Here is a 14780-nt window from a genome sequence, read left to right as displayed (position 1 = left end):
TCAGATGTTTCTGCGCTTGAGTTCTTCCACGGCGTGGTTGGCCGCGCGCGCGGTCAGCGCCATGTAGGTCAACGACGGATTCTGGCATGCGGCTGAAGTCATGCACGAACCGTCGGTGACGTAGACATTCTTGCACGCATGCATCTGGTTGAACGCGTTGAGCACCGAGGTTTTCGGATCGCGGCCCATGCGCGCGGTGCCCATCTCGTGGATGCCGAGGCCGATGCCGTAGGGTTCGTCGACGATGCGAACGTCGCGGTATCCCGCCGCTTCGAGCATTTCGGCTGCGTCGTTGATCATGTCCTTGCGCATGCGCAGCTCATTCTCGCGCAGGCGCGCATCGAAGGCGAGGATCGGCAGGCCGTACTTGTCCTTGCGGCTGCGGTCCAGGGTCACGCGATTGTCGTGATTGGGAAGAATTTCGCCAAAACCGCCCATGCCGATACTCCACGGCCCCGGAGCTTGCGCCTTGTTCTTCAGGTCCTCGCCGACTTCGGGGGCAAGTTGCAGGCTGCCCCAGCCCGCACGCGATGCGCCACCCTGGTAGCCGAAGCCGCGCAAGTACTCGCGCTTGTCCTTGCCGACGTTGCGGTAGCGCGGAATGTAAAAGCCGTTGGGTCGGCGCCCGGAATAGTAACGATCGTCGAAACCTTCGACGGTCGCGCTCGCGCCGGCACCGAGGTGATGGTCCATGATGTTGCAGCCCAGTTCGCCGCTGTCGTTGCCGAAGCCGTTTGGAAAGCGGCTCGAGGTCGAATTCAACAGGATGTGCGCCGAGCCGAAGGTCGAGGCACAGAGAAAAATGACTTTCGCGAAATAGTCGGTACGCGCGCCGGTTTCAGCATCGAGCACACGCACTCCGCCCGCCCTGCCCTGCTTCTCGTCGTAGATCAGCTCGTACACGATCGCATTCGGCACGAGGGTCATGTTGCCGGTCTTCTCCGCCGCCGGCAGCGTGCTTGCATTGCTGCTGAAATAAGCGCCGAACGGGCAGCCGCGGATGCACAGGTTACGATAGCGGCAGCTGCTGCGCTGCGGGCTCTGGTCGTGCGCGAGCGGGCCGGTCAGGTGCGCGGTGCGACCTATGGTCAGCGCACGACCGAACTTGTCCTTGAGCTTGCCCTGGAACTCGCGCTCGACACAGTTGAGTTCCATCGGCGGCAGGAACTTGCCGTCCGGCAGCTGCGCCAGTCCCTCGGCCTGGCCGCTGACGCCGATGAACGTCTCGACGTGGTCATACCACGGCGCGATGTCGGCATAACGGATCGGCCAGTCCACGGCAATGCCGTCTTTCGCGTTGCCCTCGAAATCCAGGTCGCTCCAGCGATAACTCTGCCGACCCCACATGATCGAGCGGCCACCCACGTGGTAGCCGCGGATCCAGTCGAAGCGATATTTTTCCTCGTAGGGATTGTCGATGTCGTCGACGAACCAATGTGCGGAAGCCGGCGTGATGGTGTAGCCCGTGCGTGCCTGCTTGGACTTGCGCTCGTAGTCCTTCAGCGCCGGACGATTGCCGTGCGCCAGCTGCCAGGGGTCCTCGGTCGTGGTCGGATACTCACCGTGGCGGACCATGCGCCCGCGGTCGAGCACGAGGGTCTTTAGCCCTTTTTCGGTCAGCTCCTTGGCGGCCCAGCCACCGGAGATGCCGGTACCGACCACGATCGCGTCGAAAGTATTTTTTTCCATCACCAAGCCCGTTGCAAAAAAATCAGCTGATCGAATGCAGATAGTCGTAGGCGACCTGTGCCGCCTCGAGCTGGCTCATGCGCGAGAACGGCCCTTCCTGCTCGGCGAAATAGTGCTTGAGCCCGGCCGCCTTCGCCGCGGCAAAGATCGGCCTGTAGTCGACGGTGCCGCGACCGAGTTCCGAACCCAGCATCTGCTCGCTCATCGGTGCGCCGTTCGGATTTTTCTTCGGTTGGAAGTCCTTGACGTGGATCAGCGGGATGCGGCCCGGATATTTCTTGAAGTAGTCGACCGGATTGCGTCCGGCGAACACCATCCAGCCGCAGTCAATTTCGAACTGGACCAGCTTCGGATCGGTGTCGCGCCAGACGATGTCGTAACCCACCTCGCCGTTGCCGAGATCGATGAATTCGCGATCGTGGTTGTGCAGGGCGAACTGCAACCCGGCACGCTTCGCCGCCTCGCCGATGCGATTGGCGACATCGACCGTGCGCTTGGCCTCCTCGCGGCCCATCGCCGACTTCCACTCGAGTTTGGTCGACATCGCCTTGCCGACCGGCTCGATCAGCGAGGAAGCGGCGGCATAGCTCGCGCCAAGCGCATGCGCCTCGTCGAATGCCTTGCCGAGGTTGTCCATGTCGAACTGCAGATGCGCGCTCGGACAGCGCAGCCCGGCGGCGTCGAGCAGACGGCGGAATTCCTTCGGCGCCAACCCGGCGAAGCCCGCGGCCTCGACCTCCTTGAAGCCGATTTTGCCGAGCTGGTTCAATGTGCCGGCCGGATCGTGCTTGAGCGTGTCGTTGACGGTCCACAACTGGATGCCGACGGGCTTGCCCAGCGGACTGGCGCCAAGACCGCGCCACAGGCCGGCCGCGGCGAATGCCGCGCCCGCACCAGCGGCGTGGATGAGGAATTGCCTGCGTGATTGTTTGCGCATGGAATGCGATTTCGCCGATGAATGCCTGTTCGACTGTATCACGACTGTTCGCCGTCGTGAGTGCGCCGACCCCTCAGATATACGGCGAGCAAAGCGAACGCGACGATCAAAATCACGGGCAGCACGGTCATGAAGCGCAGCGTCTGCTGTGGTCCGGCGGTGTCGATCGAGTGGCCCATGATCGGCAGCACGAACGAAGTGCCCACCATGCCCGCGCCGCCGAGCACCGACAGGCCCAGCGCACCGGTCTTGGGCAGGTACTCCGAAACGAAGCCGAGCATCGTCGGCCAGAAGTAGCAGACGCCGACGGCGAAGACGATCGCGGCGAACAGCGTCGCATCGGTGCCGCTCGCCATGCTGTAGAGGTACAGTCCGATCGCAGAGATGATCGCCGAGGCGAGCAACACGCCGACCGTGCTGAGCCTGTGCACCAGCGGGCCCGCGAAGTAGCGCCCCAGTGCCATGATGCCGGTGACTACGACGAGGACGATCAGCGGATCGATGCCGGTCTTGTCGAGCAGTGCGCCGGTGAACTGATTGGTGCCCAGCTCGGTCGACGCGGTCAGGAACATGCAAAACACCATGAACGGGAACAACAGGCTGGTCTTGTTGACGACCAGCGACTCGACCACGATCGCGACGAGCGCCAGCGCAAGCACGATCCAGGTCACGGTCGCGCCGAAATCGATCGTGATCGGCGTCGAGGTGGCGAGTATCATGAAACCGACCAGCGCGATGATCGTGCACGGCGCGCCGGTGTTGCGGAACATGTCGCGGTAGGATACGCCGCTGGTCACACGCTCGGTCTCGGGCACCGTTTCGCCGAAGAACAGCCAGCCGTAGAGTGCGAGCGGAACAAACAGTGCCGCAGCCAGCACCTGCCACGGCAGGTTGAACTGGGAGACGAGCAGCCACGACAGGAGGCCGCCGACGACGATGCCGCCCGGGAACCAGACATGGAAGCGGTTGAGCATCTTGGTCTTGTCGTCCGGGAACAGTGTGGTCACCAGCGGGTTGCAGGCCGCCTCGACACTGCCGTTGGCGAAGCCGATGAACACGTTCGCCGCGAACAGCAGCGTCTTGTCCTTGGCAAACAGCAGCACGATCAGGCCGACCAGATGGCAGACGAAGGCGATGCGCAACACGTTGCGCGTCTTCACCTGGTCGATGATCGCGCCGCCAAGAAATGTGGCGACGGCGAAGCCCCAGAACGCCGGCCCGAACGCCCAGCCGATCTCTTCGCGACTCAGTCCGTAACTGTCGTGGAACACGCCTTCGATCTTCGCCCGCAACGCGAATGTCAGCGAGGTGACGAGCAGCGCGAGGCAGGACGCGACGAACAGGCGCGAAGCGTTGACGGGCTTGGTCATTGTGCGAGTCTCTCGAGGTCTTTTGTTGCCGTCATTCCCGCGGAAGCGGGAATCCATTTTGATCTTGTTTCAAGCGAAAGACGGAAAAAAGGTCCGTCCGTCGCCCTGCGTTCACGGGTACGACGACATCAACCCAGCTTGCGCACCCAGATATTGCGGAAACTGATCGGCGGCGATGGATCGCCATGCGCCTGCAGCTTGATCGCGGCGTCGGTATAGGGTTTGTACTTCGGTTTGCCGATGTAGACCGTCTCGCCGGCCAGCTCGCGATGGTTCTGCACGAGCACGCCGTTGTGGAATACGGTCACGCAGGCCGGCGTTTTCAGGGCGCCGTCGGCGGCGAACACGGGCGCGGTCCAGACGATATCGTAGACCTGCCACTGGCCCGGCGGACGCATCGCGTTGACCAGCGGCGGCGCCTGCTTGTACACGCTCGCGGCCTGGCCGTTGACATAGGTCTTGTTGTTGTACGAGTCGAGGATCTGTACCTCGTAGCCCTCGTCGCCCTTCCCGGTCGATGCGAGGAACACGCCGCTGTTGCCTCGCGCCTGCCCATCGCCGGTGATTCCTTCGGGTACGCGCCACTCCAGGTGCAACTGGTAGTCGCGGAAATGCTGCCGGGTCTGGATGTTGCCCGTGGACTTGTCGACGGTGACCACGCCGTCGTGCACCTTCCAGCGTGCGGGCGAGCCGTCCTTGACCGTTTCCCATTGATCGAGATTGTGGCCGTCGAACAGCACGATCGCATCCGACGGTGCCGCGCCCGCGACGTTGCCTGGCGTGATCACTGGCGGTACCGGCTCCCACTGCTCGGTTGCCTTCGGATCGGTGGGCTCCGCGGCTGGCGCCTGCGCGCGCGCGGGCGGCTGGCATGCAAGCAAAAGAACGAACGATGCGGCGACCGCAGAGCCAAGGATTTTCATGTCATGAACTCTCATTTCCATCGATACCATGATTACACCGAGCAAATCGCGAACGCTTCGGCCTGGGACACGGACGCATCGGATCGCGTCGGCGAGAATTCGTGCGCGATGTAACCGGTGTAGTTCAAATCGGCAATCGCAGCCGCGATGGCGCGATAGTTGAGCTCCTGCGTGCCGTTGATCTCGTGCCGGCCCGGAACGCCGCCCGTGTGGAAATGGCCGATCCACGCGATGTTGTCGCGGATCGTGCGGATCACGTCGCCTTCCATGATCTGCATGTGGTAGATGTCGTAGAGCAGCTTCACGTTCGGCGAGCCGATGCCCTTCATCACCGCCACGCCGAACGCGGTGTGATCGCCCTGGTAGCCGCGGTGGTCGACCTTGCTGTTGAGCAGCTCGACGCAGATGGTGATGCCGTTGTCGGCCGCCAGCGGCGCGATCTTCGACAGACCGGCGATACAATTTTCCGCTGCCCTGCCCTCGTCGATCGCGGGATTGCGGTTGCCGAACATCGCGATCAGGTTCTTCACTCCGGCTTGCTTCGCCCGCGGAATCGCCGTCTCCAGCTCGTTCAACAGCATCGCGTGATTGGCCGGATCGTTGAAACCGGTCTGGATGAACTTCTCGCGCCGGCTCGCGTAGCCCATCGATACGGCCAGACCGCTGTCATTCACGATCGACCATTCGTCCGGATAGATCAAATCGATGCCGGCAAAACCCATGTCTTTGAGGCTGCGGCACAGTTCGGGCAATGGCGCCTTCGAGGTCCAGCGACACAGGGATTGCCTGAGCCGGCCAGGTGCCGTCTTCGCGGTTTCGTTCGCCGCCAGCATCGGCGCCGTTCCCGCGACGGCGAGTGCCGCGATCCGGCCCAGTGCGATGCGACGGTTGACGCCAGCCTTGTCCAACGACATGTCTCTCTCCGCCAACGAAATTCCAGACCCACCCGCGGGCGTTCTGATAATGATCGGGTGTGGCCCTGCTTCGACAGCGTGATACCAACGACATGCCACGACTGCGAACTTGCACAATCGTGGAAATTCTTTCACGCGGCACTGCAACAAGAGGGTCGAAGAGTACGGCCGACGATGGCCGTTTCGTTGAGTCCTGCGCTCATGGATGATCGCCCCTCGAAGCGGGCACCGCTTCCGCATGCACGGAAACGGCGGCCTGGGGCGCAGAACGTCAAGCCGACGACAATCGCGACAGCGGCGAGGAATGCGACAACACGGACAAACCAAGCTCCACCGCCGCGGTGCCGCTGCGCGCGAGCTCGACGATGTCGCCGATCTTCGCAAACGCCGCGAGGAACTCGCCCACGTCGGCGCCGCTGCCGGTGAACTCCATCGTGCGTACGCTGCCGCTGATGTCGATCACCTGCGCGCGCGGATACTTGCGCAGCGCGGCAACAAAGGCACCGAGCGTCTCGGCGCGCACGTCGAGCTTGAGGATCAGCAGCTCGGTTTCGATGTGCTCGCGGCGGGTCAGGTCGGCAATCTCGAGCACGTCGATGAGTTTGCGCGACTGCTTGATGATCTGGTCGATCACCGCATCGCTGCCCGAGGTGACGAGGGTCAGGCGCGAGACGGCCTCGTCGTGCGTCGGCGCGACGGTGAGCGACTCGATATTGTAGCCGCGCGCCGAAAACATGCCGGCCACGCGCGCGAGCGCGCCGGCTTCATTCTGCAATAGGATGGAGATGATTCTGCGCATGAGGATACGGTTGATTGCTGGAGTTCGATGTTCGGAGAGCGGACTCGGCATGACGGACGTTGTGTTTTCCGCTCGACTCGTCGCCGGCCGCTTCCCTGTTTCAGAACATTTCCGCCGGGCCGACTTCCTGCCCGGTCGGCTTCTGTCGCGACGGGATGAAATCGCCGGTGATCATTTCGGCGTAGGCCATGCCGGGCCCGACCATCGGGTAGACGCCGGCGTCGGGATCGATGATGACTTCGAGGAAGGCCGGGCCATCGAACGCCACGAACTCGGCGATCACGCTCGCCAGGTCGTCCGGCTTCTCCAGGCGTTGTGCCCATTGAAAACCGTCGGCCTGCGCGGCCTTGACGAAGTCCTTCTTGTGCAAGCTCTTGTCGCTCGCCGAGAAACGTCCCTTGAAGAACAACTTTTGCCACTGCCGCACCATGCCGTCGCCGAAGTTGTTGAGCACGACGACCTTGATCGGCAGGTTGTACGTCGTCACCGTCTCGAGCTCGCCGAGGTTCATGCGGATCGAGGCGTCTCCGTCGATGTCGATCACGACCGTATCGCGGCGCGCGAACGCCGCGCCGATCGCCGCGGGCAGGCCGAAGCCCATCGTTCCCATCGAACCGGAAGTGAGCCACAGGCGCGGCGCGCGGAAATCGAAATACTGCGCGGCCCACATCTGATGCTGGCCCACGCCGGTGGCGATGACCGCATTGCCTTGAGTGTGCTTGTTGATCTCCTCGATCACCGCGTAGGGCTGGATCGCCGTGGCTTGACGGTCGTAGTTCATCGCATGGTGTTTCTTCAGGCCGGCAACGTGAGTGTGCCAGTCCACATATGCGCGCTTCCCCCGCGGATCGAAGCCGGTCTTCGCACCGTAGTCGCGCAAGGCCCCAAGGGCCTGCTTCAGGTCGCCGAGATGGTGCCAGTCGACGGGCTTGACCTTGCCAATCTCGGCCGGGTCGATGTCAAGGTGGGCGATGAACTTCGCGCCCGCAGCGAACTTGTTCGGTACGCCAGCGACACGGTCGTCGAAACGGCTGCCGACCGCGATCAGGAAATCGCAGTCCTCGACGGCATAGTTGGCGAACGCGGTGCCGTGCATGCCGAGCATGTGCAGCGACAACGGTTGCGTCGTGTCGGCCGCACCGATCCCCATCAAGGTTGTCACCACCGGAATGCCGAACGCATCGGCGAACGCGCGCAGCGCCGGCGCCGCCTCCGCAGCGATCACGCCGCCACCCGCGTAGATCAGCGGGCGCTTCGCTTTCGCGAGCGCCTCGAAAAACGACTGCTTTGCAGACTCGTCGAGCGTCGAACCGGCAATGTCGTCGAGGCGCGCGCGATAGCCTGGCAACGGCAGGCGCGACACCCCGTCGAAAATGAGGTTCGTGTTCTGCACGTCCTTCGGGATATCGACGACGACCGGCCCCGGTCGCCCCGTGCGCGCGATCTCGAACGCCGAGCGCAGTGTAGCTTCGAGTTTCGACGCATCGGTGACGAGGAACACATGCTTGGCGCACGCAGCCATGATGTTGCTGATCGGCGCTTCCTGGAAACCGTCGCTGCCGATCGCCGCGGTCGGCACCTGGCCGCAGATGACGACGATCGGAATCGAATCGGCCATCGCATCGCGCACCGGCGTGACCGTGTTGGTCGCGCCAGGACCCGAGGTGACGATCGCCACACCGACCTTGCCCGACGCCCTGGCGTAACCTTGAGCCATAAATCCGGCGCCCTGCTCATTGGCCGGCACGATCAGCGGCAGTGGTTCCGTGCCATCGGCACGCTTGTGTTCGTGATTGAAACGGAACACCGCATCGTAGACCGGCAGGATCGCGCCACCGGAATAGCCGAATACGACGTCGATGCCCTCGTCAGCGAGTACCTGCACGACGATATCCGCGCCTGAGAGGTTCTTGCCGGCAAGCGGATGCTTGCTGAGCGAATGCGCATTCGATGATTGCGATGGTTTCAATTGAGCGTTCATGGCCAGTCCTGGATGCATTCACACCGCCGTTCAGTGGCAGCAAAGCCGCCACTGAACGGCGATGGTTGTTGCCGCAGCGAAGCTGTCAGCTGTAACCCTACTTCTGCTGGTTCAACCACACCATCTTCTCGCGCAATTTCGCGCCGATCTTTTCAATCGGATGGTCGAGGTCGGCCTGCTTGAACTTCTTGTAGTTCGGCAGCCCGGCCTTGTATTCCGCGGTCCAGTTCTTCGCGAATGTGCCGTCCTGGATGTCCTTGAGCACGGCCTTCATGCGCTCCTTGGTCGCCGCATCGACGATGCGCGGACCACTGACGTAATCGCCGTACTGCGCGGTCTCGGAAATGAAGGTCAGCATCTTGGTGATGCCGCCCTGATACAGCAGGTCGACGATCAGCTTCAGCTCGTGCAACACTTCGTAGTAGGCGATCTCCGGGCGATAACCCGCCTCGACCAGCGTCTCGAAGCCTTTCTGCACCAGTTCGCTCGCGCCGCCGCAGAGCACGGCCTGTTCGCCGAACAGGTCGGTTTCGGTCTCCTCCTTGAAATCGGTTTCGATCAGCAGCGCGCGCGCGCCGCCGAGGCCGGCCGCGTAGGCCATCGCCTTTTCCCTCGCCTTGCCGGTGACGTCCTGGTAGACCGCGTACAGGCACGGCACACCGCGACCGATTTCGTACTCGGTGCGCACGAGGTGACCCGGGCCCTTCGGCGCGACAAGGATCACGTCGATGTCCTTGCGCGGAGTGATCGTCTTGAAGTGCACGTTGAACCCGTGCGCGAACAACAGCGCGGCGTTTGCTTTCAGGTTCTTTTCGATCGCGTTGACGTAAAGGTCGGGCTGAACCATGTCCGGCGTGAGCACGGCGACGAGATCGGCCTGTTTCACGGCTTCAGCGGGTTCGACCACGGTGAAGCCATCGGCCTTGGCGGTCGCCGCCGTGGCGCCGCCGGCACGCAGACCGACGATGACGTCGAGGCCGGAATCACGCAGGTTGAGCGCATGTGAACGGCCTTGACTGCCGTAGCCGAGAATGGCGATCTTCGACTTCTCGAGTGCCGCGGTGGTGACGGCGGGGGTAGCGGTAGACATTTTCTATTTCTCCACAATGGTAAAAGTAAATAAAACACATTTCTTTCCTTCTCCTGCCGGGAGAAGGGAAGCATCAAATCTCCATGACGGCTCCGCGCGAAGCAGAACCGGCGCTCTTCGCATACTTCGCAAGAATTCCCCGCTTGACCTTCGGCTCCGGAGCGACCCAGGACTTGCGCCGGGCATCGAGGTCGGCATCGGTCTCGATCACGCGGCGCTCGCCGTCGATCACGATCATGTCGCCGTCGCGCAAGAGGCCGATACCACCGCCTTTCGCTGCTTCCGGCGCGATATGCCCGACCATGAAGCCATGCGTCGCGCCGCTGAAGCGGCCGTCGGTGATCAAGGCGACGTCGTCGCCGAGACCGCGCCCGACCAGCGCGGCAGTCACCGCGAGCATCTCGCGCATGCCCGGTCCACCGGCCGGCCCTTCGTTGCGGATCACGACCACGTCGCCGGCCCTGATCGCGCCGGCCTGCACGGCCTTGAACGTGTCTTCCTCGCTCTCGAACACGCGCGCCGGACCGCTGAACTTCAACCTGCCCTTGCCGGCGAGCTTCAGTACGCAGCCTTCCGTTGCGAGGTTGCCGTACAGGATCGAGTAACCGCCGCGCGGCTTGAATGCCCTGGCCACCGGCACGACGACCTGCTGGTCTGCGGGCGCCGGTGCCGCCGCGTCGATTTCCTCGAACAGGCTTTTGCCGGTGACCGTAGGCGTGTCTTCGATCAGCTTTGCCGCACGCAGTTCGCGCAGCACCTGGGTCAACCCGCCCGCCGCGGTCATCTCGACCGCAGTGTACTTGCCGCCCGGCATCAGGTCGGCGATCACCGGCGTGGTTTTCGAGGCGGCTTCGAAATCTTCCAGACTCAACGGCACCTGCGCCTCGCCGGCGATGGCGAGCAGATGCAGCACGGCATTGGTGGAGCCGGCCGTCGCATTCGCCACACGCGCGGCGTTGCGGAACGTTGCCGAACTGAGCAAGTCGCGCGGACGCAAGTTGCGCCGCAGGTTTTCCATCACGATCCCGCCACAGCGTCGGGCGACCTCAAGCTTGTGCGGGTCGGTCGCGGCGACATCGTTGAAGCCGAGCGGCGAGAGACCGAGCGTCATCAACATCATCGACATCGTGTTCGCGGTGAACTGCCCGCCGCAGGCGCCGGCGCCGGGGCAGGCCCTGCTTTCCACCTCATGCAGGCGCGCATCGTCGATCTTGCCCGCGCCGTGTGCACCGACCGCCTCGAACACCTGCTGGATCGTGATCGACTTGCCGTCGAGCGTGCCATGGTCGATGCTGCCGCCGTACAGCGCGACGCCGGGTATATTGAGGCGCGCGAGCGCCATCGCCGCCGCCGGAATCGTCTTGTCGCAGCCGCAGAGCACGACCATCGCATCAAGCGAATGACCATCGACCGCGAGCTCGATCGAATCGGTGATCACCTCGCGGCTGATCAGCGAAGCGCGCATGCCGGGCGTGCCCATCGCGATGCCGTCGGTCACCGCGATCGTGTTGAACTCGACCGGGGTACCGCCTGCGGCGCGCACACCCTCGGCAACGTGCTCGGCGAGTTCGCGCAGGTTGAGATTGCATGGCGAGATATTCGACCAGGTGTGCACCACCGCGACGAGTGGCTTCCTGACCGCCGCCTCGTCAAGCCCGGTCGCGTACAGCATCGCGCGCGCCGGCGCGCGATCGGGGCCGGATTTCATCACGTCGCTGCGGAGTTTGTCGTTGTTCTGACTTGCTGACATTTCAACTGCCACCTTTTTCAAAATTTCGTAGGATGGGGCGAACGAACGTGAGCCCCAACGATTTGACCAACCAGCATGTCGGGGTTCGCAAGCTCACCCCAACCTGCATTGCTTCACGCCACCGCTTTCTCGTGCGCCGCAACGAGCGCGCGGAGCACCGCTGCAGCGACTTCTGCGGTATTCGCGCTGCCGCCCAAATCGCGGGTCAACGTGCCCTGCGCAATCACCGCATCGACCGCAGCTTCGATTTCGCGCGCCTCGGTTTCCAGACCGAGCGAACAACGCAACAGCAGCGCTGCCGACAAAATCGTGCCGAGCGGATTGGCGAGGCCCTTGCCGGCGATATCCGGCGCGGAGCCGTGGATCGGTTCGTACAAGCCCGCCTTGCCGTCGCCGAGCGAAGCCGAAGGCAGCAGGCCGAGCGAACCGGCGAGCGCGGCGGCTTCGTCGGTGAGGATGTCGCCGAACAGGTTTTCGGTAACGATCACATCGTAAGTCGACGGGCGGCTCAGCAGCAGCATCGCCATCGAGTCGACGAGCTGGTGTTCAAGCTTGACATCGGGGTAATCCTTGGCAACGCGCTCGACTGTCGAGCGCCACAGGCGCGAGGTTTCCAGCACGTTGGCCTTGTCGACGTGGGTGACGTGATGTTTGCGGCCGCGCGCGAACTCGAACGCGCGACGCGTTGCGCGCTCGATCTCGGTGACGGTGTACTTGCACTCGTCGGTGGCCGTGTCGGCCGTGCGCGTCTTCGCACCGAAGTAGGCACCGCCGGTCAGCTCGCGCACGAACAGCAGGTCGACACCCTGCAATTTCTCGTTTTTCAGCGGGGAAAGGTTCGCAAGCTGCGGATGCACGCGCACGGGACGCAGGTTCGCGTAGACGCCGAGCGTCGCGCGCAACGCGAGCAGGCCCTGTTCCGGCCGTACCTTCGCGTTCGGATCCGACCACTTCGGCCCGCCGACAGCGCCGAGCAGCACCGCATCCGCGGATTGGCACGACGCGACCGTCGCCGGCGGCAACGGATCGCCGTGCGCGTCGATCGCCGCACCGCCGATCAGTTGTTCGTCGAAGCTGAAGTCGTGGCCGTACTTCGTCGCGACCGCCTTCAATACGTCGACGGCGGAGGCTACGACTTCGGGGCCGATGCCGTCGCCGGGCAACAGGGTGATTTTTGCCTTCATGTTTTGCCTTTTTCGTTGCCGTCATTCCCGCGTGCTTCTGGCGGGGCTTTCAACAGCCGGAGGGCTGGTCATCCAGTGACTTTAAGATTTGCCGATGAACCCGGAAGCGAACATCGCCGGATTCCCACCTTCGCGGGAATGACCAGCGGGGGTTATGCCGCTCTTGCCTGCTCGAACGCAGAAATCTGTACCTCGTGCTGCAGCAGGAACCCGAGCTGGTCGACGCCCGCCAACAAACAATGCTTGGCGAACGGTTCGAGCGGGAACCCGATCTTGCGGCCATCGGGCAGCTCGATCGTCTGCGCGGCGATATCGATCTTGAGTTCCATGCCGGGATGATCGAGCAGATGACGAATATCCGCTTCCTCGAGCACCACCGCGAGCAAGCCGTTCTTCAACGCATTGCCACGGAAGATGTCGGCGATCTCGCTGGAAAACACGGCGCGGATACCGTAGTCGGTCAAGGCCCACGGCGCGTGTTCGCGCGACGAGCCGCAGCCGAAGTTGCGGCCCGCGACGAGAATTTCGCAGCCCCGGGCCTCCGGCTTGTTGAGCGCGAAATCGGGGTTTGGCGAGCCATCGGGCTGATAACGCCAGTCGTTGAACAGCGACTTGCCAAGGCCGGTACGCTCGGTCGTGGTCAGGAAGCGCGCCGGGATGATGCGGTCGGTGTCGATATTCTCGAACGGCAACACGGCGGTGCGCGATTGAATGTGGGTCAAGGGTTTCATGCGGCTTCCGAAACGTATGACGAAGGATCGGCGACGACGCCGGCCAGCGCCGATGCCGCTGCAACGAGCGGACTGGCGAGCACCGTGCGCACGCCCGGTCCCTGGCGCCCCTCGAAATTGCGGTTGCTGGTCGAGACGACAAGCTGGCCAGGCTTTCCGATGTCGCCGTTCATGCCCAGACACATCGAGCAGCCGGCTTCGCGCCATTCGGCACCGGCGGCGAGGAAGATCTCGTGCAAGCCTTCCTTCTCCGCATCGCGCTTGACCTGCACCGAGCCCGGCACGATGAGCATGCGTACGCCGGCGGCGACCCTGCGGCCACGCAGCACACTCGCGGCCGCGCGCAAATCGGACAGGCGTCCGTTCGTGCAACTGCCGACAAAGACGAGATCGACCTTTTCGCCGAGCAGGGCCTGCCCCGCCTTGAGATGCATATAGTCCAGAGCGCGCTGCTCGAGCGCGTCTTTCGCCGCGGGCACCGTCGCGCCGAGCGCGATCACCATGCCGGGATTCGTGCCGTAGGTGACGCTCGGCCTCACGTCGGCCGCGTCGATGACGACCTCGCGGTCGAACTTCGCGCCGACATCGGACTTGAACCCGCCCCAGCGTTGCACGGCGGCATCCCAGTCCGCGCCTTTGGGGGCGCGCTCGCGCCCGCGCAGGAACTCGAACGTGGTCGCATCCGCCGCGATCAGGCCCGCCTTGGCGCCAGCCTCGATCGACATGTTGCACACGGTCATGCGTTCTTCCATCGTCAGTGCTTCGATCGCACTGCCGCGATATTCGATCACCTGACCGGTACCGCCGTTCATGCCTATCCTGCCGATGATGTGCAGGATCAAATCCTTCGCCGTCACCCCGTTCGCGAGCCGGCCGTTCACGGTGATCGCGAGCGACTTCGGCTTGCGCTGCAGCAGGCACTGCGTGGCGAGCACGTGACCGACCTCGGTCGTGCCGATGCCGAACGCGAGCGCGCCGAACGCGCCATGCGTGGACGTGTGACTGTCGCCGCAGACGATGGTCATGCCGGGCTGGGTCGCGCCGAGTTCCGGTCCCATCACATGCACGATGCCGCGGTGGGTGCTGTTCCAGCCGTGCAGCACGATGCCGAACTCCTGCGTGTTCGCCTCGAGCGTGGCAACCTGCGCCTCGGTCGCCTTGTCCAGATACGGACGCTTGCCGTTCGCATCGGGCGGCAGGGTCGGCGTCGAGTGATCCATCGTCGCGACGATGCGATCAGGACGCCGCACCTTGAGCCCGCGTGCGCGCAGCTCCGCAAACGCCTGTGGCGAGGTGACTTCGTGCACCAGGTGCAGGTCGATGTAGAGAATCGCCGGCGTCGCCGCGGTTTCCGCGGCGACCTGGTGCGCGTTCCAGATCTTGTCGAGCAGTGTTTGCGGAACGCCGGACAT

12 protein-coding genes are annotated in these 14780 nt (G+C 63.7%); all 12 read right to left on the bottom strand.

Annotated features, from left to right (window positions below; all coding sequences use genetic code 11):
• Positions 1 to 1689, bottom strand: a complete 1689-nt coding sequence (locus tag AC16HO_RS03410) for a GMC oxidoreductase (protein WP_395642833.1) — start codon at positions 1687 to 1689, stop codon at positions 1 to 3.
• A 22-nt stretch (positions 1690 to 1711) separates the two neighbouring features.
• Positions 1712 to 2626, bottom strand: coding sequence for a sugar phosphate isomerase/epimerase family protein (locus AC16HO_RS03405; protein WP_395642834.1), 915 nt, complete (start codon positions 2624 to 2626; stop codon positions 1712 to 1714).
• A 38-nt stretch (positions 2627 to 2664) separates the two neighbouring features.
• Positions 2665 to 3996, bottom strand: coding sequence for an MFS transporter (locus tag AC16HO_RS03400; protein ID WP_395642835.1), 1332 nt, complete (start codon positions 3994 to 3996; stop codon positions 2665 to 2667).
• A gap of 128 nt (positions 3997 to 4124) precedes the next feature.
• Positions 4125 to 4919, bottom strand: a complete 795-nt coding sequence (locus tag AC16HO_RS03395) for a 3-keto-disaccharide hydrolase (RefSeq protein ID WP_395642836.1) — start codon at positions 4917 to 4919, stop codon at positions 4125 to 4127.
• A 32-nt stretch (positions 4920 to 4951) separates the two neighbouring features.
• The gene (locus tag AC16HO_RS03390) at positions 4952 to 5833 is read right to left on the bottom strand and encodes a hydroxypyruvate isomerase family protein (RefSeq protein ID WP_395642837.1); all 882 of its coding nucleotides are present in this window, start codon (positions 5831 to 5833) and stop codon (positions 4952 to 4954) included.
• A gap of 271 nt (positions 5834 to 6104) precedes the next feature.
• Positions 6105 to 6632 (bottom strand): acetolactate synthase small subunit, encoded by a 528-nt coding sequence (gene ilvN / locus AC16HO_RS03385; protein ID WP_395642838.1) that lies wholly within the window; start codon positions 6630 to 6632, stop codon positions 6105 to 6107.
• Between the two features lie 100 nt (positions 6633 to 6732).
• On the bottom strand, positions 6733 to 8613 hold the full coding sequence (ilvB, locus tag AC16HO_RS03380) for a biosynthetic-type acetolactate synthase large subunit (protein WP_395642839.1): 1881 nt from the start codon (positions 8611 to 8613) through the stop codon (positions 6733 to 6735).
• Positions 8614 to 8710: 97 nt separating this feature from the next.
• Positions 8711 to 9703, bottom strand: coding sequence for a ketol-acid reductoisomerase (gene ilvC, locus AC16HO_RS03375; protein WP_395642840.1), 993 nt, complete (start codon positions 9701 to 9703; stop codon positions 8711 to 8713).
• A 73-nt stretch (positions 9704 to 9776) separates the two neighbouring features.
• On the bottom strand, positions 9777 to 11453 hold the full coding sequence (gene ilvD / locus AC16HO_RS03370; protein WP_395642841.1) for a dihydroxy-acid dehydratase: 1677 nt from the start codon (positions 11451 to 11453) through the stop codon (positions 9777 to 9779).
• 113 nt (positions 11454 to 11566) lie between these two features.
• The gene (gene leuB / locus AC16HO_RS03365) at positions 11567 to 12637 is read right to left on the bottom strand and encodes a 3-isopropylmalate dehydrogenase (protein ID WP_395642842.1); all 1071 of its coding nucleotides are present in this window, start codon (positions 12635 to 12637) and stop codon (positions 11567 to 11569) included.
• Between the two features lie 152 nt (positions 12638 to 12789).
• The gene (leuD, locus tag AC16HO_RS03360) at positions 12790 to 13368 is read right to left on the bottom strand and encodes a 3-isopropylmalate dehydratase small subunit (RefSeq protein WP_395642843.1); all 579 of its coding nucleotides are present in this window, start codon (positions 13366 to 13368) and stop codon (positions 12790 to 12792) included.
• Positions 13365 to 14780, bottom strand: coding sequence for a 3-isopropylmalate dehydratase large subunit (gene leuC, locus AC16HO_RS03355; protein ID WP_395642844.1), 1416 nt, complete (start codon positions 14778 to 14780; stop codon positions 13365 to 13367). The genes leuD and leuC overlap by 4 nt, the downstream gene beginning before the upstream one ends.

This window comes from Rudaea sp. (assembly GCF_057139185.1).
This window is presented reverse-complemented; position numbering and strand designations above follow the sequence as displayed.

What these genes read in the sequence shown, in the direction of transcription:
- AC16HO_RS03410 (WP_395642833.1), bottom strand. Translation starts at nt 1,689, where the DNA reads ATGGAAAAAAATACTTTCGACGCGATCGTGGTCGGTACCGGCATCTCC.
- AC16HO_RS03405 (WP_395642834.1), bottom strand. Translation starts at nt 2,626, where the DNA reads ATGCGCAAACAATCACGCAGGCAATTCCTCATCCACGCCGCTGGTGCG.
- AC16HO_RS03400 (WP_395642835.1), bottom strand. Translation starts at nt 3,996, where the DNA reads ATGACCAAGCCCGTCAACGCTTCGCGCCTGTTCGTCGCGTCCTGCCTC.
- AC16HO_RS03395 (WP_395642836.1), bottom strand. Translation starts at nt 4,919, where the DNA reads ATGAAAATCCTTGGCTCTGCGGTCGCCGCATCGTTCGTTCTTTTGCTT.
- AC16HO_RS03390 (WP_395642837.1), bottom strand. Translation starts at nt 5,833, where the DNA reads ATGTCGTTGGACAAGGCTGGCGTCAACCGTCGCATCGCACTGGGCCGG.
- ilvN (WP_395642838.1), bottom strand. Translation starts at nt 6,632, where the DNA reads ATGCGCAGAATCATCTCCATCCTATTGCAGAATGAAGCCGGCGCGCTC.
- ilvB (WP_395642839.1), bottom strand. Translation starts at nt 8,613, where the DNA reads ATGAACGCTCAATTGAAACCATCGCAATCATCGAATGCGCATTCGCTC.
- ilvC (WP_395642840.1), bottom strand. Translation starts at nt 9,703, where the DNA reads ATGTCTACCGCTACCCCCGCCGTCACCACCGCGGCACTCGAGAAGTCG.
- ilvD (WP_395642841.1), bottom strand. Translation starts at nt 11,453, where the DNA reads ATGTCAGCAAGTCAGAACAACGACAAACTCCGCAGCGACGTGATGAAA.
- leuB (WP_395642842.1), bottom strand. Translation starts at nt 12,637, where the DNA reads ATGAAGGCAAAAATCACCCTGTTGCCCGGCGACGGCATCGGCCCCGAA.
- leuD (WP_395642843.1), bottom strand. Translation starts at nt 13,368, where the DNA reads ATGAAACCCTTGACCCACATTCAATCGCGCACCGCCGTGTTGCCGTTC.
- leuC (WP_395642844.1), bottom strand. Translation starts at nt 14,780, where the DNA reads ATGTCCGGCGTTCCGCAAACACTGCTCGACAAGATCTGGAACGCGCAC.